Below are 12,640 nucleotides of genomic sequence, written 5' to 3' on the forward strand. Positions count from 1 at the left end.
ATCACAGCAAATTAAACCTTCGTGAAGACCTTCAATAACTCCATTTGCACCAAGATAAACTTCTTCTACATCATTAGGAAAGCCAACAATAGAAAAGAGAATATCTGATTTCTCAGCAACCTCTTTTGGAGTATCACACCAAGTAGCACCGTTTTTAATTAAATTATCAGCCTTGCTTTTTGTTCTGTTATAAACAAATAGTTCAAGTCCATTATTTTGTAGATGTGCACTCATTGAGGCACCCATTACACCAAGTCCGATGAAACCAATTTTCTTTTTCATGTCTCGATGATAGAAAAATTTATTAAATTTGTATAGCACAAAAATCCCTCATCGCTTATCATTTCACCATGACTGATCCAATACTTGAAGAAGAACTAATTGATATTGCAGACTTTTTTAAAGTCTTTGCAGACCCAACAAGACTAAAGATTCTTTTTTTATTAAGTGAGCGAGAGTGTAGTGTAAATACTATTGCTGAGCGCTTAGAGATGAATCAAAGTGCTATTTCACAGCAATTAAAGACTTTAAGAAGTTCTCGATTAGTTAAGTTCAGAAAAGAGGGTAGGAGTATTTATTATCGTCTTAATGATGATCATATTACAAAAATCTTAACACTCGGTAGAGAACACTACGAAGAACTAATTGGTTAATATAGAAATAAATTTCTCGAGCGGAAAGCCTATTACATTTGTCCAGCTTCCCTCTATTTTTTCAACTAGCTTATATCCATTTTTTTGAATACGGTACCCTCCTGCTGCACCTTGCCATTCACCTGTTGAGATGTACCAGTTTATTTCACCAGCAGAAAGAGGCGAAAAGATAACTTCGGAGCTATCATAGGTTGTTACGCAACCTTTGTTTGGAATATAAGCACTAAGGCCAGTTAATACTTCTTGTTTCTTTGAAGAAAACTTATAAAGTAGCTCTCTTGCAACTTCTTCAGAATCTGGCTTACCAATTAACTTTCCATCAAATAAAACTAATGTATCTAAACAAATTGCAGGAAGGCTTTCATCAAAATCTTTTGAATTAAGGTAGCTATCAAGCTTTTGCTTAGAAAGGGTTGTGACAACTTCAATTGGCTTTGTAAGACCACAAAGTTCATTAATGTTTTGTGGCTTTTGAATAACGCAAATATTCATATCCTCTAAAAGCTTTCTTCTATTTTCACTTTGAGAGGCAAGAATAACTTTAGGAAAGAGCTTTTGAGCTTTTATGATAAGCTCTGGATCAATTTCAGGTTTAATAAGCATTAAAGATTCTCCTTTAAACTTTCAACCTCTTCAGAGAGCATAAACCACATTTCTTCCTTTTGGTTTAATAAAGCTTCTTTTTCTTCCTTTTCCTTTACAATCTTTGTAATTTTATCAGGGTTTGAATAAATAGTAGGATCTGCCATCTTTTCATCTAAAACAGCAATTTCTGCTCTAAGTTTATCACAAGAAGAAAGAAGTTCATCACACTCCTTTTCCTTCTTTTGAAGCATATTCCTCTTAGCCTTCATCTCTTGATGCGATAGCACCTTGTTTTCAACAACAGCTTCTTGGATTAAAGCTTTTTTATCACTATTTAAGAATTTAGCTTCTTTTTCTTCAAGTTTATATGCAAAATAGTCGTAATCGCCTTCAAAGAATTCAGGCTTATCGTCGCTTAAATACAGAATTTTAGTAGCTAAGTTTTTGATAAAGTGAGTATCGTGGCTTACAAAGATTACTGTACCATCATAAGCTTTAATTGCTTCAAGAAGCATTTCTTTTGCATTGATATCAAGGTGGTTAGTAGGTTCATCAAGTAGAAGTAAATTACATGGATGAAGTAATATTTTTAATAGTGATAGTCTTGATTTTTCTCCTCCAGATAATACTCCAACCTTTTTAAATACGTCATCGCCATTAAATAAGAATGCTCCCAAAAGAGACCTTAATCTTGGTATATCCTTTGTATCAGCTATACTTTCAACTTCTTCTAATACCGTATTACTATCAGTTAAAGTTTTTTCATTATCTTGAGCAAAATAACCCTTCTTAACTCCAGAACCATCTCTGACAACACCTGTAAAAGCAGGATCAACAGAGGCAAGAATTCTAAGTAGGGTAGATTTACCTTCACCATTTCTACCTGTTATTGCTAAACGCTCCTTCTTTCTAACAACAAAAGAAAAATCATCAAAGATTACATTATCCCCATATGCTTTATGAAGGTTTTCAACAACTAAAACATCGTTTCCACTATGAGGTGCTTCAGGGAAAGAAAATGAAAGCTTTTTAAGGTGGTCAGGAATTTCAATTAACTCAGTTTTTTCTAAGCTCTTAATCCTTGATTGAACTTGTTTTGCTTTAGTAGCCTTATATCTAAAGCGTTCTATAAACTCCTCTGTCTTTTCAATTTCAGCTTGTTGCATTTCATATGCTTTTTCAAGTTGGGCAATTTCTTCTTCTCTTTGCTTTAGGTATGAGGTGTAGTTTCCACTATACTTAGTTAATTTACCTTTAAATAACTCATAAACAGTATTTACTGTATCATCTAGAAATCCTTGATCGTGGCTAACAAGTATAACACCACCATCAAAAGATTTTAAATAGTTCTTAAGCCATACCATTGCTTCGATATCAAGGTAGTTAGTAGGTTCGTCAAGAAGTAAAATATCTGGGTTTTCAATTAGTATTCTTGCAAGAGCAATTCTCATTTGCCAACCACCAGAGAAGGTGGAAGAAGGGCTAGTCATATCACTCATCTTAAAGCCAAGACCTTGTAGAATTTGCTCGATACGACTCTTTCTATGGTAGTATCCAACATCATCTAAAAGCTCAGAGATTTCATTCATCCTGCTTAATAAATGAGAATATTTATCTTTTTGTGTTATGTTTTCTAAGCTTTTTCCTATTTCCTCATATTCATCAACTAAGCTTTTAAATCTATCATAGCCTTCCTCAGCAACTTCATAAACACTTTTTTCAGGTAGTACTATATCTGATTGTGGAAGGTAACTTACAGTAATACCTTTTGTCTTTGAAATCTTAATATCATCGGCTGGAAGGATTCCTGTTATTACCTTTAATAGAGTAGACTTACCACAGCCATTTGCACCTGCAAGGGCTGCTCTGGTTTTTTGATCAATTGTGAAGCTAACATCGCTTAGTATCTTCCTGTCTGCAAAGTTTAGACAGGCATTTTGAATTTGCATAGTAAACATGTGTTATAGGATACAAAAGATGAGCAAAAGCTACAAGGAGAACAAATGTCGAATATAAATTGCATAATATTGCAGTTTTTTGCATAAACATATAAAATAACCAATACCCATTATAGGAGATTATTTATTAATGATTTGTCTTACCCTGTCTGATAGTACTCTAAATGAGTGCGTGAAAACGACTGAAAAGAATTCTAAGTGGATTGATGCAGTAGAGCTAAGGCTTGATTTTCTTACTAAAGAGGATAGAGATAAGGCATATTTATTCCCTAATATGGTAAATGTTCCTGTTATTTGTACCCACAGAAGAACACAAGATGGTGGCAAATTTACTGGAAGTGAAAAGCAACGTAAGGCAGAGATTATCAAAGCATTAGATGGTAATTTTTCTTATGTTGATATAGAAGATGATATTAAAAAGTGTGAAATTGATGAAAAAGCTAAGGAGAGAGGAATAAAGATTATTCGCTCCTTTCATGATTTTTCAGGTATTCCTAACGATATTTATTCACGTGTTATTACACTTAAAAAGAGGGGTGATATAGCAAAAATTGCAGTAACACCTCAAGGTATATTAGATACTATCACCCTATTTAATGCCGAAAAAGAATTAAAGGATATTCCAAAGATTATTATCGGTATGGGCCCATATGGTGTTGCAACAAGAATTCTTTATAGAAGAATGGGGTCTATATTAACTTTTGCTTCTGATAACCAAGCGGCTCCTGGACAATTGAAGGCTAAGGATCTAAAAGAACTATATCATGCCGATGAAGTAAATGATAAAACTGCAATATATGGTATTATTGGAAACCCAGTAAATCATTCTGCATCGCCATTAATTCATAATCCAGGCTTTAGAGCAATTCACTACAATGCAATATACGTTCCATTTTTAGTTGATAACGCAAGAGCTTTCTTTGCCCTTGCAGAGAACTTACAAATGAGGGGTTTTTCTGTAACAGTTCCACATAAAGTTGAAGTACTTTCATATCTTGGTAATATTACAAGAGAAGTTAAGCAAATTGGGGCATGTAATACAGTAGTTAGAACTCCAGGACTTTGGAAGGGGATGAATACCGATTACTATGGCTTTTTAATTCCAATTTTACCTGATATTGAGAAAGGAAGAATTAAGAATGCGCTTGTAATTGGTGCGGGTGGTGCCAGCTATGCTATTGTATGGGCATTAAGAAACTGGGGCGTAAAGGTTACTATTTTAAATAGAACCCTTTCTCATGCTGAGAAAATTGCAAAAATAAATATTTGTGCATTCGATAAACTTGAGAATGCTAAGGCCTATGAAGGACAGGTAGACTTAATAGTTCAAACTACATCAGTAGGTCTTTCTACCTTTGAAAGTCCAATAGAAGGTTTTAAATTTACAGGTAAAGAAATTGCTTACGATATTGTCTATAAGCCTCATATGACAAAGTTCTTAACAGATGCAAAGGCAGCGGGCTGTAAACTTCACTTTGGAGATGAAATGCTCCTTGAGCAGGGAAAGCTACAGTTTGAAGCATTTACCGGCTACCACTACCCAAAGAATGTTAAGCCTGAGATTTAATAAATCTCACTTACTTTAAATATTTTATCAACCATAACCTGTCTTTTTGTTCCATCTTTTAAAAGACAGGTAAGGAATGTTTGGTTCATCTCTAAAGGAAGAGCTATAAAGCTTTCATCTTTAAGCTTTAAATTAAGAAACCTAATACCACACATAGCATTTAGGTATGTTATCTTTTTTTGATAATCAAGAGCCCATATCGATTCAAGCATTAAGTTTAAGCTTTTTAATCTAGCTTGAGACTTAGTTAAGATCCTTTCATTATCAATTAAGGTTGATAATTCATTTGAGGAAATAGCTTTTAGTTCATCTTTATAATTTTCATTATAAGGAATATCCCTTAAACCAAATGTTAAGATATCTTCTTCTTGAAGTCTTTCAAGTTGTAACTCTTTATCAGCTTCTCCTTCTGATTCAAAAGTAACATTCTTTTGGCTAAGCATATCAAAGCCACTTCTTTTTAATACTTCAATTACCTTTCTATTTCTCTTTAAAATAAACGAGTATGTTCCAACTTTTTTAATAATTAAGGGCTTTAAATCATCAATTGCTTCAATCATGGCTGCCTGTTGTCTTGAAGTTTCAAGATATAGACAATCGGTGAGCTGAGTTAATTCATATTCTTCTTTCCAGCCAATTAAGCGAGAGAAGAGTACCGAATTGTTAATACCTAAGTTCTTTAAGTGATTAATAATTGTTTGATCAGAGTAGCCACTATCAAAAGCAGAGCAAATTGACTCTTTTGTTATTTTATACACACATATTCTATCAACAGTAATTGGTTTCGCAATCTTCCAAATTAAATCATCCTCAATTGAACTTTGAAAATATACTAATAATTCTCCTGTAATTGTATATTCAGCTTTCTCACCCAATGGTAGAAGAGAAAAAGATAAATCAGAGGTTTTTAGTTGGGAGACTTGGAACTCCTTTATTGACATATTTGGAGAGAGTAGGTGGTATGCTAATTCAATTTGTGAAAGTTTTAAAAGCTTTTCTGCCTTTTCTCTATTAAGCTTTTGGTCAACTATTAGCTCATCTTTTTCAACCATTTCTTTAAAATGGGTAATTAAAATAGAAAGTTTTTCTTCATTAATTGATGTAAAGATTTCGCTTAATCTAGCAAGGACACCTTTACCACTTACAGTTGGCTTAACATCTTTTGAGGCAAGAAGGGCAAACATTGCTCTTATAAAGCTTTTAATATTTATCCTATCTTCGCTTTCTTCATATAAGCCCTTAGCACAGTTAAGCTTTCTTTCTATTTCAGGAATAACTCCTTTATCATCTCCAACTAAGTAAAAGTCATAAAGCTTTTCATTATTCCTTGGGATAGAAACATCTTGTTTCAAGCTTTTTGAGAGTAGTAAATCATATTCAGCATCATTTAAAGCACTAATTAAATCTTTAATATTTTCTTCATCGTGGTAGAACGCTGAAATTAGTTTTTTTACTCTTTCAAGAGGTAAAGAACTATCTTTAGCTTTATAAAGTACTTCATAGCGATAGCGAAGTTGTCTTTCATTTAATTGCTCTAACCAAGTATCAGAGTTCTGGACTTTCGATTTCATAACTATATCCTTGTTCAGCTAAGAACTTTTGTCTGTTTTGAGCAAAGTCCTCTTCTGATGTAAACTTTGTAACAATGGTATAAAAGTGGCTATCTCTATCTTTTGGTCTTAAAATTCTTCCAAGTCTTTGAGCTTCCTCCTGCCTTGAGCCAAATGAACCCGATAGCTGGATTGCAACTGAAGCATCTGGCAAATCGATAGCGTAGTTAGCAACCTTACTAACGATTAATACTTTCTCTTTACCACTTCTAAATGCATCATATAGCTCATCACGTTTTTTATTTCCTGTAGATCCTGTAATCATTGGAAAGCCAAAACGCTTTTTTACTTCTGCTAGTTGGTCAAGATATTGGGCAATAATTAAAACTCTATCATCTTTATGTTTTTCAAGTAGTAGCTTTAAGTACTCAAACTTCATAGGGTTTTCAGCTGCAACACGATAGCGGCCAGCAGCACCCTTAGCCTTAACGTATTCAATAGCTGCATCCTCTGAAAGTGGAACTCTTATTTCATGACAATATGCTGTTGCAATAAAACCTTGACGCTCTAAAACTGACCAAGGAGTATCATAACGCTTAGGGCCAACTAATGAAAAAACTTCAGCTTCTCTATGATCCTCTCTAACTAAGGTAGCAGTTAGACCAAGACGATACATAGATTGAATTTCCGCAGTTACCTTAAAGCAGGTAGCAGGAAGCATGTGAACCTCATCGTAGATAACTAAGCCCCATGGATGATCTGTCATTAAAGAAAAGTGTTTATACTCATCATTTTCACCAGAGCGATAGATTAAAATCTGGTAAGTTGCAATAGTAATAGGCTTTACTTCTTTTACTTCTCCAGAGTATTCACCGATCATATCTTCGCTAATTGTAGTTTTATCAAGGATTTCTCTTTTCCACTGGTGGACAGAGGTAACATTCGGACAAAGTATTAAAGTGTGAGTTTTAAGTGCACAAAGGGTATGAATACCTACAACGGTCTTTCCTGATCCACAAGGAAGAATAATGTTTCCATATCCCTTTTGCATTTCAGTAGTTCCTAAAAATGCCTTTACTGCTTCATCTTGGTACTTTCTAACTTGAAAGCTCTTTCCTGAAAGAGCTGTTGTTCTCTCTTCAATTTCTAGTTTTTCACCTTTTTTTAGCGGAATTAAATCATCAATTGGAAAACCAAGCTTAATTAACTGAATTTTAATTTCACCCCTTTTATGCCATGGAACTAAAAAGGAATTTTCACTATATTGCTGCAAAATTGCCATGACAGGTTTAGATGAAGTAATTTGCGCTTTGAAAAGGTTGCCATTAACAGTTAATAGATAGTACTTTTCATCAAATGGAGTAAGTTTTATAGCACCATATCTATCAAGATTATCTTTAATAAAGAATAGTAGACTTTGAGGAATATCAAATCGAGAGTATTCTTGTAAGGTATTTACAATTTGCTCATATGTGTATCCCATTGCAGCTGCATTCCAAATACTAATTGATGAAACTTGGTAGGTGTGCATATGCTCAGGACTTTTAACAAGTTCGGCAAATGCAGAGAGTTTTCCCCTGACTTCCTCAGCAATAGGGGAGTGGACATCAAGAAGCATTGTTTTATCTGATTGTACAAATAAAGGCTTATCTTGCATCATAAGCTCTCCATACTAGGTATCTATCTGCTAGTACTAATGCTGTCATAGCTTCAACAACTACTACAGCGCGAGGAACAATACATGGGTCATGGCGACCTTTTATTGCAATTGTTACATCTTCATGGTTTTTATTAATTGTTTCCTGCTCTTTATAAATACTTGGAGTTGGCTTAAATGCAGCGCGGAAAACAATTTCATTTCCATTTGAAATTCCACCTAAAATTCCACCTGCATTATTACTTAGAAATGTAATTTCACCATTAACCATCTTCATTTGATCATTGTTTTGGCTTCCATAGAGTTTTGCACTTTCAAAACCTTTACCAATTTCAAAACCCTTACATGCTCCAATTGATAAAATAGCATGGGCAAGGAGTGCATCAAGTTTATCAAAACAAGGATCTCCAAGACCTGCTATCATGCCATTAACATGGCATTCAATAACACCACCAATGCTATCTAAATCATCCTTTGCTTTCTTGATTAACTCTACCATCTTTGTTGAGATATCTTCATCAGGGCATGAGAGTTCATTATTAAAGTCATGATTAAAGTCTATGTTTTCTGCTTTAATATCTCCAATTTGGATAGTACCAGCTTTAATCTTTATTCCAACTTGGTTTAATAGTAGCTTTGCAACAGCACCTGCTGCAACTCTCATACTAGTTTCTCTTCCTGATGATCTACCACCACCACGATAGTCACGAACATTAAACTTTGCTTCATAGGTGTAGTCAGCATGACCTGGGCGATAAACATCTTTTATTTGAGAGTAATCATGGCTCTTTTGAGAGGTGTTTTTGATAATAAGAGTAATAGGACACCCTGTAGTTACTCCTTCAAATACTCCAGAAATAACCTCTATTTCATCACCTTCATTTCTAGCTGTACCAAGAGTATTTCCCCCTGGTCTTCTTCTATTCATCTCACTTTGTATAAAATCTAGGTCGAAATTAATACCAGCAGGCATACCATCAATTGTAACACCCAATGCTTTTCCATGTGATTCACCAAATGTTGTTACTTTAAAAAGCTCTCCAAATGAATTACCTGCCATATTTTTCCTCCAGCTTACTTAAAATGAAGTTTAATGTTTGGTCTTTATCTGAATAAGGTCCGAGCTCAATTTCTAAATCGAGATAAGAACGATAGATTTTATCACGTCTTAAGAATAATTCATGAAATGTTGCTCTTGGATTATCGGTATCTAAAAAAGGAGGAAGACCTTTTTGTTTAATCTTTTCAAATAAAAGTTCTTCAGGCCTTGAAAGGTAAATAAGCTTTCCATGTTCCTTCATTAATTCCATAACAGGTGTATTATCGCAAATACCCCCTCCTAGAGAGAGAACAAAGTCATCGTGAGAATTAATAAACTCACTAACTGCCTTTCTTTCTTGAAGCAAGAATGCTTCTTTTCCAAACCTCTTATAGTATTCACGTACACTAAGTGGACTGATTAAATTTAAGATAAGATCATCGCTATCTGCCCAAGTTTTATTTCTTTCTTGAGCCACACGCTTTGCAAATGTTGTTTTACCGGAATGCTTCATTCCTGTGAAGAAAAGATTCATAAGTTCTCCCTTAATTGAGGGAGAATTATACTAATTATCTGTAATTTTTTGAACTAGGATTATCAAATAGTTTATCAGTAAAGTTTGAATTTGAGTAAATTTTAGGCTCATAAGCCCCATTTTCTAATATCTCTTTCTTACGTTTAGTAAATTTAATAAACTCTCTCCTTTCAATCTTTTCTAGAAATTGTGCTTCCCTATAGTTTTTTACTTGGTCATTACTAACTCTATTTTTCATTACACCCTTTTTTAAAGCATAGTGAAAGGTAATAACCATTAAATACCAGAATGCTGCAAGCAATACTGGAAACAGTGCTACAGCTTTTGGATATGAAAAGAATGTGAACTCAGGGTATAGGAGAATAAAAAAGTTATTAACTGTTAATAATACAGAAAGCCCAAATGGTACGATCCAGAAAAAGCCCTGTCTTGAGAATATAAATCTTAAACAAGATAGAGTAGATAAGAATGTCAGTAATAGTGCGGCAAGTGGGATTAAATATTCACTCATAACAAAAATATAACATTATTCGCCTACTTTGATAAATGTTTCTTTTAAATTAATAGTGTTGGTATTATGATTTATTTATGGAAAAGCTATATAACGATATTGATCAAGAATTGTTAATTAAAAGAAAAAATGAGCGAAAAGAGGATTTCCGTGGCTCTTACTACCGTGATACTACAGCAATAATCCATTCATCTCCATTTCGCAGATTAAAACATAAAACACAAGTATTTTTTGCTCCTTCTAATGATCATATATGTACACGAATGGAACATGTATTACATGTTTCTTCAATTGCTTCGACAATATGTAGACCTCTTGGGCTCGATACAGAGCTTGCATGGGCAATTGGTATGGGCCATGACTTAGGCCATACCCCATTTGGCCATGTTGGCGAAATAATTATGGATAAGATTTGTAAGCAAAAAGGGCTTGGAAACTTTGAACATGAAGTAAACTCTCTTCGTGTTGTTGATAGATTATCTGAAAAGGGTAAGGGACTAAATTTAACCTATGCAGTTAGAGATGGTATTGTAAGTCACTGTGGTGAACATTTTGTCCAAAGAATAAAGCCTTCGTTCGAGATTAAAGATTTAGATGGTATTAAAACAAGAATTGGTCTAATCCCAACTACCTTTGAAGCAACTGTTGTTAGATTTTCAGATTCAATTGCTTACCTTGGTCGTGATTTTGAAGATGCTTCAAGACTTGGCATTCTAACTAAACCTCTTCCTGATTGTGTTAAAAGAGATTTAGGTTCAACCAATGGTGAAATAATTAACACCCTTGTTACTGATATAATTGAAAACTCCTCACAAAGTGAAGGTATAGGTTTTTCTGATAAGGTTTATAAAGCTGTAGAGGTAATGAAAGATTATAATTACAACTATATCTATAAGTCCGATATCTTAAAGGGGTATAATACTTACTTTAATAGACTACTTAACCTTATTTATTCCTACCTTGAAGGCTTATTTGACGACTCATCTGACCCAAAGGAAGCTTGTGAAGCAGAAAAAAATATGCTTGCTGCAGGTTTTTATGCTCACTATGCCGAGATGAAGGATGTTTATAAAAAGATGGGAGAGGGTAAGAATCGTCTTATCTTTGACTATGTTGCTGGAATGAGTGATAACTTTGCCCTAGATTGTGCAAACGAAATCCTTAAGCCTGAGCACTTAAATGATAAAATCGAGCTCAGCTTAAGGGGTAAGTGGTTTGATGCTTAATTTTTCTTTACCTGTGATGCAATGTGTTCAATTTCTTCAATAAATTGACCAAGATCATCAAATGCGCGATATACAGATGCAAATCGTACATATGCAACTGGAGATATGGTGTAGAGCTGCTTTAAGGTTTCTTCACCTATCTCTGTACTATGAACGAACTTTTTCTCTCTAGCAATTTCACGTACATTATCTTCAATTTTCTCAAGTATTTTTTCTATTTGATCATGATTAATCTTGAGCTTATCTGTGCATGTTAAGACACCTCTTTCAACCTTTTTGATATCAAAAGGCTGTTGAGAGCCATCTTTTTTAATAACTATGATAGGTTTTTCCTCTATCCTCTCATAGCTAGTGAACCGATAACCACAATTTAAACACTCCCTTCTGCGTCTAATTGTAGTTGAATCTTTATTTAGTCTTGATTCAAGAACTTTATCTTGTTCATGATTACATCTTGGACACTTCATAGTAAGAATTCTACTATATTTTATGAGAACTTTAAAAGAAAAAGAGAAAAAATATACCTGTAAAGTGTTGAATTAGTAACATTATGTATATAAAATAACATCTATGGTCAATTCAATAGCTGCATGTGTAAAAATAATAATTAATAAAACACCCTTTATAAATGAGATGCTTATTCAAGATGTAATAAGTTATTCAAATTTATCTAAAAGCATTCATAACAAAGTAGAGACGATGTATGGACATCCTGTTAATGAAAGTGCCATCGTCATGGCTGTTAGAAGGTATGCTGATGATTTGAGAAAGTCAGAGAAGAAGCAAAAGAAAGATAAAATTGATTACGAAATTAGTATGAAGACAAATATCTATGACGTTAACTTTGTACGTAACTATCAATTTGTTAATAAACTTGCTCAGCTCTATGATAAAGTAAAGCCAGGTAAAGGTGATTTCTTAAATCTTTCTGTCGGCTCTCATGAAATTTCATTAGCAGTTAGTGAAAAGTTTAGGGGAGAGGTTGATGAGTTAATTAAGAATGAAGAGATATTGCATACAAATGAAAACATGGTTGCCATAACAATATCATTTTCTGGTGACTTTTTAAAAACCCCAGGTATTCTATATATGGCTACTCGAAAGCTTGCTTGGGAAAATATTAACCTTACTGAAATCGTTTCAACAATGAATGAGCTTACATTCGTTGTTGAAAAGGAATATAGCATCAAAGCACTTGATGTATTACAATCATTCTTTGATGAAGGAATTTAACGCAGTTGTTGCACCGAGAAATGGTGGAAAAACATCCTTTCTAAGAAAACTTGATGGTGCAAAAGGTATTTTAACTTTAAGCTCCGATAAAAGTAAAAATCAACTCTATTTACATGATATAGCCAC

13 protein-coding genes are annotated in these 12,640 nt (G+C 33.8%); 4 read left to right on the forward strand and 9 right to left on the reverse strand.

Annotated features, from left to right (window positions below; translation table 11 throughout):
- On the reverse strand, positions 1-321 hold a 321-nt coding region (locus tag SOY52_RS04715; RefSeq protein WP_320847825.1), incomplete at its 3' end, for an NAD(P)-binding domain-containing protein.
- A gap of 29 nt (positions 322-350) precedes the next feature.
- Here SOY52_RS04715 and SOY52_RS04720 point away from each other — a divergent pair.
- Positions 351-653 (forward strand): metalloregulator ArsR/SmtB family transcription factor, encoded by a 303-nt coding sequence (locus SOY52_RS04720; RefSeq protein ID WP_320847826.1) that lies wholly within the window; start codon positions 351-353, stop codon positions 651-653.
- On the opposite strand, the gene SOY52_RS04725 is transcribed toward SOY52_RS04720, so the two are convergent.
- Together SOY52_RS04725 and abc-f are read right to left on the reverse strand one after the other, a co-directional pair.
- A complete protein-coding gene (locus tag SOY52_RS04725) occupies positions 642-1,256 on the reverse strand; it encodes a Maf family protein (RefSeq protein ID WP_320847827.1) in 615 nt (204 codons plus the stop codon). The two genes, SOY52_RS04720 and SOY52_RS04725, sit on opposite strands and share 12 nt — an antisense overlap.
- On the reverse strand, positions 1,256-3,196 hold the full coding sequence (abc-f, locus tag SOY52_RS04730) for a ribosomal protection-like ABC-F family protein (protein WP_320847828.1): 1,941 nt from the start codon (positions 3,194-3,196) through the stop codon (positions 1,256-1,258). Before abc-f ends, SOY52_RS04725 begins: the two co-directional genes overlap by 1 nt.
- Before the next feature lie 130 nt (positions 3,197-3,326).
- On the opposite strand from abc-f, the gene aroE reads away from it, so the two are divergent.
- Positions 3,327-4,763, forward strand: coding sequence for a shikimate dehydrogenase (aroE, locus tag SOY52_RS04735; protein WP_320847829.1), 1,437 nt, complete (start codon positions 3,327-3,329; stop codon positions 4,761-4,763).
- Here aroE and SOY52_RS04740 read toward each other — a convergent pair.
- From SOY52_RS04740 to SOY52_RS04760, 5 genes are read right to left on the reverse strand one after another with little or no spacing between them, the layout of a single operon-like run.
- Entirely contained in the window at positions 4,760-6,334 is a 1,575-nt protein-coding gene (locus tag SOY52_RS04740) for a hypothetical protein (RefSeq protein WP_320847830.1), read from the reverse strand. The two genes, aroE and SOY52_RS04740, sit on opposite strands and share 4 nt — an antisense overlap.
- A complete protein-coding gene (locus tag SOY52_RS04745; protein WP_320847831.1) occupies positions 6,309-7,973 on the reverse strand; it encodes a DNA repair helicase XPB in 1,665 nt (554 codons plus the stop codon). The genes SOY52_RS04740 and SOY52_RS04745 overlap by 26 nt, the downstream gene beginning before the upstream one ends.
- Entirely contained in the window at positions 7,960-9,030 is a 1,071-nt protein-coding gene (aroC, locus tag SOY52_RS04750; RefSeq protein ID WP_320847832.1) for a chorismate synthase, read from the reverse strand. The genes SOY52_RS04745 and aroC overlap by 14 nt, the downstream gene beginning before the upstream one ends.
- The gene (locus SOY52_RS04755) at positions 9,020-9,544 is read right to left on the reverse strand and encodes a shikimate kinase (protein ID WP_320847833.1); all 525 of its coding nucleotides are present in this window, start codon (positions 9,542-9,544) and stop codon (positions 9,020-9,022) included. Before SOY52_RS04755 ends, aroC begins: the two co-directional genes overlap by 11 nt.
- 34 nt (positions 9,545-9,578) lie before the next feature.
- Positions 9,579-10,055: a hypothetical protein gene (locus SOY52_RS04760; RefSeq protein ID WP_320847834.1), complete on the reverse strand. Its 477-nt coding sequence runs from the start codon at positions 10,053-10,055 to the stop codon at positions 9,579-9,581.
- A 77-nt stretch (positions 10,056-10,132) separates the two neighbouring features.
- On the opposite strand from SOY52_RS04760, the gene SOY52_RS04765 reads away from it, so the two are divergent.
- The gene (locus tag SOY52_RS04765) at positions 10,133-11,281 is read left to right on the forward strand and encodes a deoxyguanosinetriphosphate triphosphohydrolase family protein (protein WP_320847835.1); all 1,149 of its coding nucleotides are present in this window, start codon (positions 10,133-10,135) and stop codon (positions 11,279-11,281) included.
- On the opposite strand, the gene nrdR is transcribed toward SOY52_RS04765, so the two are convergent.
- Entirely contained in the window at positions 11,278-11,748 is a 471-nt protein-coding gene (gene nrdR / locus SOY52_RS04770) for a transcriptional regulator NrdR (RefSeq protein ID WP_320847836.1), read from the reverse strand. The genes SOY52_RS04765 and nrdR overlap by 4 nt on opposite strands.
- 103 nt (positions 11,749-11,851) lie before the next feature.
- Here nrdR and SOY52_RS04775 point away from each other — a divergent pair, with 103 nt between their 5' ends.
- On the forward strand, positions 11,852-12,514 hold the full coding sequence (locus tag SOY52_RS04775; protein ID WP_320847837.1) for a hypothetical protein: 663 nt from the start codon (positions 11,852-11,854) through the stop codon (positions 12,512-12,514).
- The last annotated feature ends 126 nt before the right edge of the window (positions 12,515-12,640 follow it).

The organism is Bullifex sp. (assembly GCF_034103065.1).
Taxonomy (GTDB): domain Bacteria; phylum Spirochaetota; class Spirochaetia; order Sphaerochaetales; family Sphaerochaetaceae; genus Bullifex.